This window comes from Arenibacter troitsensis, from assembly GCF_900177645.1.
Classification (GTDB): Bacteria; Bacteroidota; Bacteroidia; order Flavobacteriales; family Flavobacteriaceae; genus Arenibacter; species Arenibacter troitsensis.
Map to the genome: position 1 here is coordinate 314414 of NZ_FXAO01000002.1, position 14966 is coordinate 329379.

Below are 14966 nucleotides of genomic sequence, written 5' to 3' on the forward strand. Positions count from 1 at the left end.
CATTTCATTTGGCATAAAAATGAATAACCAAGAAAAGATAGAGGCCTATTTCGCAAAAGAACAACCCTTTAAAGAAGGTATTGGACTTTTGAGGGAATTGGCCCGAAAAACTGAGCTTATTGAAACCTACAAATGGGGTATCCCCGTATACACTATAGACAATAAGAATGTTCTTGGAATATTGGCCTTCAAGCACCATTTCGGTATATGGTTCTGTAATGGCGTCTTTTTAAAAGACCCGAAAAAAGTACTCGAAAATGCTCAGGAGGGTAAAACAAAGGCCATGAGGCATTGGAAATTCAGTAATAAAGAGGACATTGATGAGGCTGTGGTTTTATCCTATTTTCATGAAGCTATTAGCAACCAAAAAAAGGGACTTACCCTAGCCCACGAAAAAAACAAGCCAATTTTAATGCCTCCCTTATTAAAAAAAACACTTGGCAATAATCAGGCGTTAAAAGTAAGTTATGAAAGCCTAAGCCCTTACAAACAAAGGGAATATTGTGCGTATATTTCTGAGGCCAAACAGGAAAAGACCAAACTGTCCCGACTGCAGAAATGTATTCCCCTATTGGAAAAAGGTATGGGGCTGCACGATCGATATAGGAAAGGGTAGTCAGTAGTCAAAAAAAATAAATGGAGTTGGATATTCCAATTCCGACCTGATATAATTGATTTATTTTGTGGTATTTTCCAGCACTATAATTGATGGTCCGTTGGACAGCCATTTTTGGCCCAGACCGGTCGTATCCCCTAATGGAAGAAAATACACAAAGGACCCGAGGGCCAAGTCAATATCGCCATCTGCATCCATATCCTCCGCATCCATTACGATCCATCTACCTTTGATCGACTCCGCAAAAAAGGAATCCTCAAATTTCAAATCACCCTTATTTTCCAGATATACAAAACTTTCCTCAGCAGAATTTATATAGTCAGGGAAAAATGAAATTGCCGCAATATCCAGATCTCCATCCAAATCATAATCTCTGGGCATAGCTTTATAAGCTCCGTTTAAATGGTAAAAATAGGATTGTTTAAAATTTAAATCCCCATCATTCAGAAATATATAAATGCCGTGATAGTCTTTTAATATGGGTGTTTTGTCTGCGTTATCCCCGCAGACATATAATATATCATCATAGCCATCATTATTGAAATCTACCAACTCCATATACTGGGAACCATTCAGGGGAAGAAAAGAAAGCAATCTTTTGGAGGAAAACGTACCATTGCCCTGGTTCTGATAGTACACAACCCCTTCATCCCCTTGGGCCATAAGCACAAAAATATCTTGAAGGCCATCCCCATTGGCATCCTTTATCACTGCAGTAATGGCACCAGATCTGTTGTCTAAAGTCTTCTTAGTGTATTTGTCTCCCCCCTCGTTTTTGTACCAAACCAATTTTCCGGTTTCATTACCATATTCACAGGCTACAACGTCCTCCAATCCATCCTTGTCCAAGTCCCCATAAGCCATATTTACCGGCCTTTGCAAATTGGCTATTACCTCCTTGGAGGTGTAATCACCTGTTGTTCCCTTAGAAAATATTTTTTGCAACGCCCCATCCGACACATCATTAGGAAAGATATTTTTTCCTGCCGTTGTCAAATAAATAGTATCATATTTTTCATAATAATGGACAGGCGCCATTTTTAGACCAAGAATAAAATCCTTTTCAAGATCTTTGGTCAGGAATGTTAGGCTATTTATATTTCGTTTACTATCCGCAAATAGCACACCCCTATTTTCTGGAAGTAATTTAACCATTGTGGTTAGGGCCGGAGTATGTGAAAAGCCGGACTCCCTATATTTAAAATGCTTTAGACCCATTTTAATTTTGTTGGCTCGTTTAGGAGGCAAAATGGTATCCGGTGCTCCATCAAGGTAGTAGTCCACTATTTTACTCCAATCTGCTCGGGCTATAAGGGGTCTTTCCGGAAAGATATTTGCCTTTTTAACCACTTCCCCGCTCCGGCCATTGTCAAATAGGCTATCTGGACGTACAATTCCTTTATAAATTCCCAATCGATGCCCCATGGCAGGAAGCACATCATGTTGCCAACTAGACTTCGGCAACATTTCCGGTTTAACAAAAAGATGACAACTGGAACAGTGAATTTCGGCCAAGCGATTTCCGGATAAATTGGTTGCCGTCGGTTCTTTATATTCCGAAATCGGCGATTCCTTTTTGTTTCCGGAACAGGAAAATAGCAATCCAATGAGGAGGGTCAGCGAAAAAAAATTCTTCATGCAATATTAGATAAATATAGGAATTCGATTAAAAATGTCCTCCTGATTACGACTTAATCTACGAAGATACTACCTAATATTCAAGTACGGTAATAATATAGTGTCTACCATGACTGCCAAAAGCGCAAACTTTGAGAGGGTAAAACCTACCCCACCATAATAACAGCTACGCCAGCCTTACTAAAAGAAAGGTTGCCAATATCCAAAGTATAAGACTTAAAATACCCCCAATGACAAAAAAATGTTTGAATTTATAGTTGCCTATGCCATAAATCAAGGTATTGGTCTGATAACCTACCGGGGTAAAAAAACTAAAATTTGCTGCAAACATTACAGCTAGTATAAATGGCTTATATTCCAAATTAAGTCCGCCTGCCAGCGCCATTGCAATTGGGGTCATAATAATGGCCGTAGCATTATTACTTACCACACCGCTCATAACCATGGTAACAAAGAAGAGACTTCCAATAATTATCGTTTTGGATTGGCCTACCAACAGTCCCAATAATTTTTCAGAAATCCACATATCCGCACCTGTATTGTGCATGGCTATACCCAAGGGAATCATTCCCGCCAACAAAAAGAAAATTTGCCAATTTACCTTTTTGTAAACACTGTCCAAATTAAGGTTATTGGTAAGCAATAATATAGAAACTCCGGCCAAGGCGCTTACCATTATGGACAGAACCCCTGTGGCCGCTAAGACGATCACTGAACCAAGAACCACCAACGATAAAATTCTACCGAATCGGGAATGGGTCTTGAGGGAATCAAACTCCTGTAAAAGCACTATGTTTTCAATGGCTTCCAAAGATTTAACATTTTCCCTGCTTACATCCACCAGTAGACGATCACCAGCCTTGAGCACCAATTTATCCGAACTGCTCCTCACCAATCGTTCCTTAACATTCGTCAAGGTCTTGCGCTTCTTTATGGCAACAGGTACAATATCTTGTTGCATATAACCTCTTAGATTCCCCAAGGTCTTGCCCAAGAGCGCAGCGCCGGGAAGCATTAACAGTTCAACAAACACCCGTTCCTCCAATTTGGGAACCATTTTTTCCCCAGTGGCCCCATGATCGACCGCCATCCAATTATTTTGCTCGTTAAGCCCCAAGTTTTGGGAATCACTTAGTTTTGAAAGGCTCAATATGTTGCACATTAAAAGTAATTCATCATTTTCCTTTAGGGTGACATATTTACCAGGTGAATTGTGAATTCGATTGTCCCTTAACAATTTCAGTATTGATATCTCCGGATTATTGTATAAAAATGTTTCCTCCAACCTTTTGTTTACCAATTGCGAGCCCGACTTTATACGGACACTGGTAATATAATCTGCAACACTATAATCGTTCTCCAGCTCCCTTTTTCCGCTCCATGGCAACCATCCAAGCATTAAGGTAAGGTAGACAACGGACACGGCCAGAAAAATTAATCCTATAGTAGTAAATTCGAAAAAACGCAGTGCCGGTGCCCCTAGGTTTTGTGACACTGAATTTACTATAAGGTTTGTGGAGGTCCCCATTAAGGTACAAGATCCTCCCAAAATACCTGCAAAAGAAATGGGCAACAATAATTTGGATTTGGAAATATTGAACCGATCGGAGAGCTGGTTTATAATTTTAATGAAAACAATAACGACGGCCGTAGTGCTAATAAAAGCTGAAATACTTGCGGTTACGATCATAAAAATGGGGGCTATTACAAATAATGGAAAGGCTTTAATTTTTCCCAAACCCGAGGTAAGCCAAGTAATAACACCATTTTCCTCCATGGCTATGGCCAGGATCATCAAGGCCAAAACCGCTATGGTGGCACTATTGGAAAACCCGCTTATGGCCTCTTCAGGTTTCACTAGCCCCAATAATGTTAATGAAACAATTATAAAAAAGGCTATCTTATCTACTGGAAAAACCTCCAGGGCAAACAAGATTATGGTAATAAACAAAACCAAGAACACCAATCCCATTTCGAACGTCATCGCATAACTATTAATTCATGACTCCCTAAAAACTAAAAACATCCTACAGAACTCTTTTGGCAATTGCCCTTAATCTTATTACAAATTACCTATATTATTCCATAACGCCTAGAACAGAGATCCCCAGCCACAGTAACATTGTAATACCCATTAGTGGATTAAGATTGATGGAATTTAAATTTCATCAGAGAACATCATAACCACTTTTTGACATTCCTCCATACATTTGACACAAGAATTTGCACAATCCTCACAATGTTTATGATCGTGCTGTGCACACTGCTCTGCGCACCATTGACATACTTTAGCGCAGATACTGCAATACTCTTTGGCATATTGACTGTCTGCCGTTAAAAACTGTAGTGCTGCCGAACAAGATTCAATACATAGGATACAACAAAGTGGACAGTCATTTTTACTTTCCCTACCGGACATTTGAATTAGACAATATTGACAATCTGCTATGCATTTACGACAGGCTTCAATACAATCCAAATAAGGTGATTCCATAGCATTACCAATTAGGTTTAACCCTAAAATTAATTCAACCCAATTTAGCCCAGTAGCTCAATGCATTAATATTTGAACGTTATTGGCATTACAGATTTGAGTTATAATAAAATAAATCGTATTATCCATTCTTATTTTAACGCGTATAAAAATTAACTTTAACCCATAATAATTGAAGACAATTATCAAAAGTAGTTATAGTGTTCTTATTGCCTTTTAGGAACTTTAAATAGGAAAAGAACCATCAATGTAAAAAAAGCCAAAAATCAACTTATAATATTCGATGAAAAATACCATTTCGCATAGAGTAGCCGATTTTTTGAAAAATTTTCCGCCCTTTAATGTCCTAGGTCCGACCGACCTTGAAACCCTTGCCGAAGAAATCACCATTGTCTACAAGGAAAAGGATAGTGTTATTTTTGCGGAAAACGATGAGCCCCATCCCTATTTCTATGTAGTGAACAAAGGAGCTGTTGCCCTTAAAAAAGGATCGGACAGGAGTAATTTGGACATGTGCGATGAGGGTGATATTTTTGGCCTTAGACCCTTAATGGCCCAGGAAAATTACAAAATGAGTGCAAAAGCACATGAGGAAAGCATTCTTTACGCCATCCCCATCAACATTTTTAAACCCTATGCCCAAAAAAATATTGCGGTTGGAAACTTCTTAATCGAAAGTTTCGCCTCCAATACCAGGAATCCATATTCAAAAAGTCATCGCGGTAAATTGTATGATGAAGTGTCCGATATGAATCCCGTGGCTCCGGATACCCACGTATTGGATTTGCAATCTGTAAAGTATTCCAAAAAATTGGTGACCTGCAGCGCTACCACTTCGGCCAAAACAATAGCCAAAAGAATGACCGAAAAAAAAGTTGGAGCCATGTTGGTGGTCAAGGATAAGATGCCCATCGGGATCATTACGGACAAAGATCTTCGGAACAATATTGTAACCGGAAAATATCCCATTACAACAAAGGCCCAAGAAATAATGGTTTCCCCTGTAATCACCTATAATAAACACCTCACCATAACCCAGGCGCAGATGGCTATGATGAAAAGCAACATAAGCCATTTATGTATTACCAAGGATGGTACGCCCAACTCCAAGGCTATCGGAATACTATCCAAACATGATGTTATGGTGGCGTTGGGAAATAACCCGGCAGTATTGATCAAGGCCATCAATAGGGCCAAGAAAATAAAATCGATTAAACAAATAAGAAAAAGTATTACGCATCTTCTACAGGACTATTTGGATCAAAATATCCCCATTAAATTGACTACAAAAATAATATCCGAACTTAACGATGCCTGCGTTAAACAAATTATTAAACTATCCTTGGAAGAAATGCCAACAATGCCTCCCGTAAAATTTGCGTGGCTGGCACTTGGTAGCCAAGGACGAAGTGAACAACTCCTTCAAACCGATCAGGACAACGCCATGGTCTTCGAGAATGTTCCAGAGGACAAACTAATTGAAACAACCGACTATTTTTTGAAATTATCCAAACTAATAAACAAAGGATTGTTTGATATTGGTTACGATTATTGCCCTGCAGAAATGATGGCTTCCAACCCCAATTGGTGCTTAAGCTTGGATGAATGGAAAAAAACCATTTCCCACTGGATCATAAACCCAGGGACCGATGAGGTTCTACTTTCCTCCATATTTTTTGATTACAATATTACCTATGGGGATGTAAATTTGGTAAACGAATTATCGGAACACATTTTCGAAACCACTAAAAAATATCCCATCTTCTATTTACACCTGGCTAGTGGGGCACTACAAAACCCTTCCCCAACCGGTTTTTTTAGGCAACTGCTGGTTGAGGAAGATGGAGAACATAAAGATTCCTTCGATCTAAAAAGACGGGCATTGATGCCCTTGACCGATGCGGCAAGAGTACTAATTCTATCACATTCGGTCAAATCCATCAACAGTACCGCTGAGCGATTTGAAAAATTGGCGGAGCTGGAACCCAATAACGAGGAAATCTTTATGGCCTGTTCCTATGCCACCAGGGCCCTTTTAAAGTTCAGGACCAAACATGGCCTGCTCCACAATGATTCCGGAAGGTATATTGCCATAGACAAATTGACCAAGGAAGAAAAAATAAAACTAAAAAGAACATTTAAGACCATAAAGGAAATACAGGAGTTGGTAAGTATTAGATTCAAAGTTTCAAACTTATTGCGATGATAGATTTATTTAGAAAAAAAGTAAACAATTATCCCGATTATTGGTTGGAATATGAGAATAGTTTCAAGAAAAAACCGATTGAGGACCTCAACTTGGCAAGATTCGTAGTTTTGGACACGGAAACCACAGGTTTCGATTATCTAAACGACAGGATACTTTGTATTGGCGCCCTAAGTTTGGTCGACAAAAACATTGCCCTGAACCAGAGCTTGGAACTTTTTTTAAAGCAGGAGCATTACAATGCGGAATCTGCAAAAATTCATGGCATCCTTAAAGACGGTGGGGCCTCCCGTATAAGCGAAAGTGCTGCCATGGAAGAGTTGTTAAGGTTCTTAAATAATTCCATAATCGTAGCACACCATGCTATTTTTGATATTACCATGATCAATAGGGCACTGGAAAGAAATGGCCTTCCAAGATTAAAAAACAAGGTCCTTGACACCTCAAATCTTTACAAAAAAACACTATTGAACTCCAATGTATTCAAAAAGAAAGAGCACTATTCCTTGGACGAACTAGCCGAAAAGTACGATATCTCCAAAAAGGATAGGCACACCGCATTAGGAGATGCCTACATTACTGCCATTGCGTTCCTAAAAATTAGGAGTCGGTTGAAGGGCAAGGGTCAGTTACGGGTAAAGGACCTGTTGAAAATGGGATAATTATTTTAAGGTTGACAGATACTCCAAAACATTTTTCTCAATTCTGGATTGTATATCCGTTATTTCTGCCTTTATAAACTTTTCTCCAGTAATATTTTCGTAAAGTTCAATATACCTTTCGGAGACGGTTTGTATATAGTCATCGGTCATTTCCGGTACAACCTGTCCTTTTAAGCCCTGAAAGTTATTGCTGATCAACCATTGGCGAACGAACTCCTTGGACAATTGCTTCTGGGCCTCTCCCCTGTTTTGTCGTTCCCCATAGCCTTCAGCATAAAAATAACGGGAAGAATCCGGCGTATGGATTTCATCGATAAGTACAATCTTTCCATCCTTGGTTTTCCCAAATTCGTATTTGGTATCCACAAGTATCAATCCCCTTTTAGCGGCGATTTCCGTACCTCTTTGGAAGAGTGCTTTGGTGTACTTTTCAAGAATTAGGTAATCTTCCTCGCTTACTATTCCCCTTTCCAAAATAGCTTCCCTTGAAATATCCTCATCATGGTCTCCCATCTCGGCCTTGGTGGCAGGAGTTATAATGGGAGAAGGAAACTTATCGTTTTCCGACAACCCGTGGGGCATTGGAACGCCACATAGTATTCTTTTCCCAAGCTTGTATTCCCTTGCGGCATGTCCGGATAAATAACCCCTTATCACCATTTCCACCTTAAATGGCTCGCAGGCAAAGCCTACGGCAACATTGGGATCTGGAGTGGCCATTAACCAATTGGGCACTATATCTTCGGTATCTGCCATCATCTTAGTTGCGATCTGGTTTAGTATTTGGCCTTTGTACGGGATTCCTTTTGGCATAACCACATCAAAAGCGGAAAGCCTATCCGTGGCCACCATTACCAAAATATTGTTTTCAAGATGATATACTTCCCTAACCTTTCCCTTGTAAAGGCTCTTTTGTCCTGGAAATTGAAAATTCGTATCAATTATCGTATTACCCATGCTGCAACTATCAATTATTATGCTCAATTCCTTTATAGGCCTCTATGACCTTTTTAACCAACTTATGCCTTATCACATCCTTATCGTCCAAATAAATAATCTCTATCCCCTCAATGTTCTGAAGCACCAACAAAGCTTCTTTTAGACCAGAAATCAAACGTCTTGGCAAATCAATTTGACCAGGATCCCCATTGATTAAAAATTTAGCATTCTTCCCCATCCTTGTCAAGAACATTTTCATTTGGGCATGGGTAGTGTTCTGGGCTTCGTCCAAAATTACAAAGGCATTGTCCAAAGTCCTTCCTCTCATAAAGGCCATTGGAGCTATCTGTATGGTTCCGTTCTCTATATAATGTGCCAATTTTTCCGGTGCAATCATATCCCGTAAGGCATCGTATAAGGGCTGCATATAGGGATCCAACTTTTCCTTAAGATCACCTGGCAAGAAACCTAAATTTTCACCTGCCTCCACGGCTGGTCTGGTCAATATAATTCGTTTAACCTGTTTTTCCTTCAGTGCTTTTACGGCCAAGGCCACACCCGTATATGTTTTTCCGGTACCCGCAGGCCCTACGGCAAATACCATATCATTGTTCCTAGCGGCATCGACAAGTCTTCGCTGATTTACCGTTTGCGCCTTAATAAGCCTACCACTTACACCATGCACCAAAACTTCACCACTGATCTCCGAAGACTCCAAAACTTCCTGTCCGTTACTGGCCAAGAGTCGCTCAATACTGTTTTCATCCAACTTATTGTACTTGGCATAATGGGCCGTAAGCAGGTCGAATTTTCTATCGAATTCGTCCAGTAAGTCTTCATCGCCATAAACTTTAATTTTGTTTCCCCGGGCAACAATCTTAAGCTTGGGAAAATGCTTTTTCAGTAAATCAATGTTTTCATTATTCTGTCCAAAAAATTCCCTTGGGCTAATGTCTGTAAGTTCTATAATAAGTTCGTTCAAAGAAGAGAGGTGTTATAAAGGATTAGATATGAAATATATATTTTGGTTCGCTGATTTTTTGTGTAATTTTGTTTAACAAACTTAAGTAAAAAAACAACTTACCAAACCAAAAACATATCAACAGTCCTGTATGGCTATAATTACATTAACTACTGATTTTGGACATAAAGACCATTTTGTAGGCGCCATAAAAGGGACAATTTACAAGGAATTATCAGATGCAAAGATTGTTGATATTTCTCATTCCATTGCGCCTTTCAATATTCAGGAATGCGCCTATATACTTAAAAATTCATATAAAAATTTTCCTGATGGCAGTATCCATATCGTTGGTGTGGATTCAGAATTGACACCAGAAAACCAACATATTGCCGTTTTGGTGGACAACCACTATTTTATCATGGCCAACAATGGGGTAATAGGACTTATAATTTCCGAGATAGTCCCCGAAAAAGTAGTTGAAATTCAATTACCCAATACCATTGATAGCCCGTTTCCGGAAATGGACGTTTTTGTTAAGGCAGCAAGCCATATTGCAAGAGGTGGAAAATTGGAAGTAATTGGCAGGCCCTTTAAAGACCTTAAGGACCTTAGGGAATTTAACCCAAGAATTTCCGATGATGGCAAGACTATATCCGGTAGTGTCATTTATATAGACAACTATGGTAATGTGGTAACCAATATTCAACATAATACATTTAAATCCATAGGCAAGGGCCGACCTTTTGAACTACATGCCCGTAATAAAAAAATAAAGGAAATCCATAAGAAATACAGCGACATCATAAATTACAACCTGGACAAAAGTCAACGTAAAGCCCCAGGGGAATTACTGGCACTATTCAACTCCTCGGGCTATGTAGAAATCGCCATTTATAAGAGCGACTTAAATACGGTGGGTGGTGCCTCTACCCTATTGGGCCTTGATTATAGGGATACTGTAATTATTAATTTTACTTAAACACAATGGACAAATGTTGGTAAGAATTGTAAAATTAACCTTCAAAAGGGAAAATATTGCTAGTTTTGAGGCCATCTTTGAAAACAATAAAAAGAAAATCCGACAGGCGGATGGCTGTACCTTTTTGGAACTATGGCAAAGCGAGGAAGAAAAGAATATATTTTTTACCTATAGCCATTGGAACAGCGCCACCGATCTGGAAAACTATAAAAATTCAGAATTTTTTAAAAACGTTTGGCAGAAGACCAAACAATTATTCGAGGACAAGCCGGAAGCTTGGAGCCTAATAAAGAAGGAAACAATTAACTAACATACATGATTGCCATATTTAAAAGAGAAATACAATCATTTTTTACCTCGCCCATAGGTTATCTGGTCATAGGATTATTTTTAGTACTCAACGGATTGTTTCTATGGGTATTTAAAGGCCCCTTTAATATTTTTGAATACGGCTTTGCCGATCTAGGCAATTTCTTTCTTATTGCACCTTGGGTTTTTCTTTTTCTGATACCCGCCATTACTATGAAAAGTTTCTCGGAAGAAAAAAAACTAGGGACTTTGGAGCTACTTTTTATCAAGCCCATCTCTTTATGGGAAACGGTTATTGGTAAATTTTCTGGCACCTTTTGCTTGGCCTTGATCGCCATATTGCCTACACTACTTTATGTGTATACTATTTCCCAATTGGGTGTCACCATAGGTAACCTGGATATGGGCATGGTACTGGGCTCTTATTTTGGGCTCTTATTCCTAATAGCAACTTATACGGCCATTGGACTATTTGCCTCTACCCTGTCCGAAAACCAAATAGTGGCCTTTATAATTGGGATGGTACTATGTTTTATGATGTTGTACGGTTTTGAAAGTCTGGCTACTATTCTACCTTCTGGAACAATGATGCTTTTTGTGGAACAAATTGGAATGAAGGCCCATTTTGAAAGTATAGCCAGAGGTGTCTTGGACACTAGGGATATTATATATTTCACAAGCCTTACCCTATTCTTTCTCTACCTGAGCATTAATCAACTAAAAAATCAAAATAGGTAATGAAGAAAAGTTTATTATCTATAATCAAGGCTATTGTTCTATTGCTGATTGTAAATATCCTGGCCAGTTTTTTCTATGCGAGAATAGATCTCACCGAAGACAGTAGATACACCCTCTCCACGGCTGCATTAAATTCTGTTGGAGAGTTTAACGCTCCGGTAATAGTAGATATTCTGCTCGATGGAAATCTTCCTCCCGAATTTATAAAATTGAAGGTGGAAACAAGGCAACTATTGGAAGAATTTGCCTCGGAAAACAAGAATATAAAGTTCAATTTTGTAAATCCGCTTGAAGGAGCCCCACAAATTGATGGCGTAATCACAGACCTACAGGCCTTGGGCCTAACGCCCACCAATGTTACCGTTGAACAGAATGGAAAAGTCTCCCAGGAGATAATTTTTCCCTGGGCCATGGTCAATTACAACAACAGCACCGTAAAGGTACCCCTTTTAAAGAATAAGCTTGGTGCTACCACCGAGGAGCGGGTAAACAATTCCGTTCAACATTTGGAATATGCCTTTGCCGATGCCTTTACAAAGTTGAACATCAAGGAAAAGAAGAAAATAGCCATTATTAAAGGTAATGGAGAGTTGGGTGATATTTATATGGCAGATTATCTGACCACCATAAAGGATTATTACAACATTGGCGCCATTACCTTGGACTCCGTATCAACCAATCCAGAAAAGGTCCTTGAACAACTAAAAGGCTTTGATCTTGCCCTCATTGCCAAACCTACAGAGGCCTTTACCGATGAAGAGAAATTTATTCTGGATCAATACATAAGCGGGGGAGGCAAATCCCTTTGGCTCATAGATCAGGTGGCAATGGAACTGGATAGCCTTTTCAACGAAGAAGGTACCGCCATGGCCCTACCACGTAATCTAAACCTAAACGATTTTTTCTTCAAATATGGAATTCGTTTAAATGCCGATCTTATCAACGACCTTTATTTCACCCAAATAGTTTTGGCAACAGGAGAAGGAAACAGTTCCCAATACAACCCTGTTCCCTGGTACTACAATCCAATGGTCTTTTCCAAAAACGACCATCCCATAAACAACAATTTGGAAGCAATCAGGTTCCAGTTCACAGGTAGTTTGGATACCCTGGCCAATGATTATAAAAAACACATCCTACTCAGTAGCTCGCCCTTATCCAAAACGGAAGGAGTTCCCAAGCCAATTCAGCTCGACATTATTAATACGCCACCGGATAAGGATTTATATAATGATGGAAATAAGATATTGGGGGTATTGGTAGAAGGTGCGTTCAAATCCACTTACGAGAACCGGGTAAAACCAATTAAGCTGAATACCATTGTAGATCAGGGTCCTGAAAACAAAATGATAGTCCTTACGGACGGTGATCTTATTAGAAACCAGATCCGAAATGGACGACCTTTGGAATTAGGTTATGATAAATGGACAAACAACTTCTTTGGCAACAAGGAATTTCTCATAAATTGCCTTAATTACCTGTTGGACGATACCGGACTTATAAACATTCGTAACAAGAAAGTAACTATTCCTTTTTTGGACGAAGAAAAAATTGTTAATCAAAAAACCAAATGGCAGTTGATTAATATTGGCCTACCCTTGTGTTTGACCTTTATTTTTGGTTTCCTAATACACACCATTCGCAAGAAAAAATATGGGATATAAGTGTTGATAAGTTTGTTTCCTTAAAAAGGACATTTAAAATATCTTTGTTTTGACCGTGATTCAAGGAATATTACGGATTCAAACAGAAATTCGAACACTGTTTTAGGTTGTACAATTATGTAGATTCCTTAAAAAAAAATAAACCAATGAAATTTATAGTATCTAGTACTTATTTACTAAAACAACTCCAAGTTTTAGGTGGGGTTATCAATAACAGCAACACCCTACCAATTCTAGACAATTTTCTCTTCGATTTAAATCAAAAAGAACTCACTGTTTCGGCTTCCGATTTGGAAACCACAATGAGCTCTGTACTGGAGGTAGATTCGGACAATGAGGGTACCATTGCGGTACCTGCAAAACTGTTGTTGGAAATCTTAAAAACCTTTCCAGAGCAGCCCTTAACCTTTGTTGTTGAAGATAATAATACCGTAGAAATCAGTTCTAACCATGGTAAATACGCCTTGGCCTACGCAGATGGAGCCGAATTTCCAAAATCGGTAGAACTATCCAATCCATCCTCAACCACGGTACTTGGAGATATTTTGGCAACCGCCATCAATAAAACTATTTTTGCTGCCGGAAATGATGATCTAAGACCTGTAATGAGCGGTGTGTTTTTTCAATTTTCCCCAGAAAGTTTAACCTTCGTAGCTACCGATGCCCATAAATTGGTAAAATACCAACGTACGGATGTCACTGCTTCCAAAGTGGCCGAATTTATAATGCCCAAAAAACCTCTTAATTTGTTAAAGGGAATCTTATCGGGAAGTGAAACGGAAGTACTCATTGAATACAATGAAAGCAATGCTAAATTCAGTTTTGAGAACACCATCCTGATCTGTAGATTGATCGATGGTAAATACCCAAATTACGAAGCGGTCATACCAAAGGAAAATCCGAACAAGCTATCCATAGCCCGAAACCAACTTTTAAGTTCTGTTAGAAGGGTTTCCATATTCTCCAATAAGACCACCCACCAAATACGATTAAAAATTGCAGGTGCGGAACTTAATATTTCTGCCGAGGATATTGATTACAGCAATAAGGCCGAAGAAAGATTGACCTGTTCCTATCAAGGTGACGATATGCAAATTGGGTTCAACTCTAGGTTTTTAGTTGAAATGTTGAACAACCTTACTTCGGATGACGTGCAATTGGAAATGAGCCTACCCAACAGGGCCGGTATCCTAACCCCAATTGACGGTTTGGACGAAGGAGAAAATGTGACTATGTTGGTAATGCCTGTAATGTTGAACAGCTAGAAACACCAATTCGACCCAAGGGTTGAATTCAAAATACACCCCACTCTTTCACTATAAAAAAAGCCGTATCTCGTTTGAAATACGGCTTTTTTGTACCAAACATGTATACTATTTACACAAACTTTATGCTCAGGGGATAATGAGGTTTTTCTCCGTTGGACACCTTAATGGCATTGATAATGGGAAATACAAAACAGAGCACAGCTATCGCAATAATCCCTAATATTCCAATTCCAAGAAGCAAGATCAAGGGGATGCATATTAGGATATATAGGAACATACTGATCTGGAAGTTAATAATCGATTTTCCGTTTTCATCCATATTCATTACGGTATCCTTTTGTGTTAGCCACAGTACCAAAGGAACTATAAATCCCCCGAACCCTGTAACTATATCCAATAATTGACTTAAATGGGTCAATACCAATAATTGTCTGTTTTCTGCTTTCATCGGTTGCTATTGTTAAGCTATGATAGGTTGAAAAAGTATTG

13 protein-coding genes are annotated in these 14966 nt (G+C 39.0%); 8 read left to right on the plus strand and 5 right to left on the minus strand.

Going from position 1 to position 14966, the window contains the following annotated elements; all coding sequences use genetic code 11:
- Nucleotides 1–19: 19 nt before the first annotated feature.
- Nucleotides 20–616, plus strand: coding sequence for a YdeI/OmpD-associated family protein (locus B9Y87_RS06010; RefSeq protein WP_085497160.1), 597 nt, complete (start codon nucleotides 20–22; stop codon nucleotides 614–616).
- A gap of 60 nt (nucleotides 617–676) precedes the next feature.
- Here B9Y87_RS06010 and B9Y87_RS06015 read toward each other — a convergent pair whose 3' ends face one another.
- On the minus strand, nucleotides 677–2254 hold the full coding sequence (locus B9Y87_RS06015) for an FG-GAP repeat domain-containing protein (protein ID WP_085497162.1): 1578 nt from the start codon (nucleotides 2252–2254) through the stop codon (nucleotides 677–679).
- Between the two features lie 166 nt (nucleotides 2255–2420).
- Nucleotides 2421–4238: an SLC13 family permease gene (locus B9Y87_RS06020; protein ID WP_085497163.1), complete on the minus strand. Its 1818-nt coding sequence runs from the start codon at nucleotides 4236–4238 to the stop codon at nucleotides 2421–2423.
- 793 nt (nucleotides 4239–5031) lie between these two features.
- Here B9Y87_RS06020 and B9Y87_RS06025 point away from each other — a divergent pair.
- Nucleotides 5032–6954: a DUF294 nucleotidyltransferase-like domain-containing protein gene (locus B9Y87_RS06025; protein ID WP_085497165.1), complete on the plus strand. Its 1923-nt coding sequence runs from the start codon at nucleotides 5032–5034 to the stop codon at nucleotides 6952–6954.
- A complete protein-coding gene (locus tag B9Y87_RS06030) occupies nucleotides 6951–7616 on the plus strand; it encodes a 3'-5' exonuclease (protein ID WP_085497166.1) in 666 nt (221 codons plus the stop codon). Before B9Y87_RS06025 ends, B9Y87_RS06030 begins: the two co-directional genes overlap by 4 nt.
- Here B9Y87_RS06030 and B9Y87_RS06035 read toward each other — a convergent pair whose 3' ends face one another.
- The gene (locus tag B9Y87_RS06035; protein ID WP_085497168.1) at nucleotides 7617–8573 is read right to left on the minus strand and encodes a phosphoribosylaminoimidazolesuccinocarboxamide synthase; all 957 of its coding nucleotides are present in this window, start codon (nucleotides 8571–8573) and stop codon (nucleotides 7617–7619) included. It abuts the gene before it with no gap.
- 10 nt (nucleotides 8574–8583) lie between these two features.
- Complete coding sequence (locus B9Y87_RS06040) at nucleotides 8584–9537, minus strand: PhoH family protein (RefSeq protein ID WP_085497170.1); 954 nt, start codon at nucleotides 9535–9537, stop codon at nucleotides 8584–8586.
- Between the two features lie 130 nt (nucleotides 9538–9667).
- Here B9Y87_RS06040 and B9Y87_RS06045 point away from each other — a divergent pair, with 130 nt between their 5' ends.
- The 5 genes from B9Y87_RS06045 (at nucleotide 9668) to dnaN (ending at nucleotide 14474) form a co-directional block, all read left to right on the plus strand.
- Nucleotides 9668–10498, plus strand: a complete 831-nt coding sequence (locus B9Y87_RS06045; RefSeq protein ID WP_085497171.1) for an SAM hydrolase/SAM-dependent halogenase family protein — start codon at nucleotides 9668–9670, stop codon at nucleotides 10496–10498.
- Between the two features lie 13 nt (nucleotides 10499–10511).
- Nucleotides 10512–10808 carry a putative quinol monooxygenase gene (locus B9Y87_RS06050; protein ID WP_085497173.1) on the plus strand — a complete coding sequence of 99 codons (297 nt, stop codon included), beginning with the start codon at nucleotides 10512–10514 and terminating at the stop codon, nucleotides 10806–10808.
- Between the two features lie 5 nt (nucleotides 10809–10813).
- Nucleotides 10814–11545, plus strand: a complete 732-nt coding sequence (gene gldF, locus B9Y87_RS06055; protein WP_085497175.1) for a gliding motility-associated ABC transporter permease subunit GldF — start codon at nucleotides 10814–10816, stop codon at nucleotides 11543–11545.
- Nucleotides 11545–13209, plus strand: a complete 1665-nt coding sequence (gene gldG / locus B9Y87_RS06060) for a gliding motility-associated ABC transporter substrate-binding protein GldG (protein ID WP_085497177.1) — start codon at nucleotides 11545–11547, stop codon at nucleotides 13207–13209. Before gldF ends, gldG begins: the two co-directional genes overlap by 1 nt.
- 146 nt (nucleotides 13210–13355) lie before the next feature.
- Entirely contained in the window at nucleotides 13356–14474 is a 1119-nt protein-coding gene (gene dnaN / locus B9Y87_RS06065) for a DNA polymerase III subunit beta (RefSeq protein ID WP_031443398.1), read from the plus strand.
- Between the two features lie 112 nt (nucleotides 14475–14586).
- Here the strand turns inward: dnaN and B9Y87_RS06070 are convergent, their stop codons facing one another.
- Complete coding sequence (locus tag B9Y87_RS06070) at nucleotides 14587–14925, minus strand: DUF4870 domain-containing protein (protein WP_085497178.1); 339 nt, start codon at nucleotides 14923–14925, stop codon at nucleotides 14587–14589.
- Nucleotides 14926–14966: the final 41 nt, after the last annotated feature.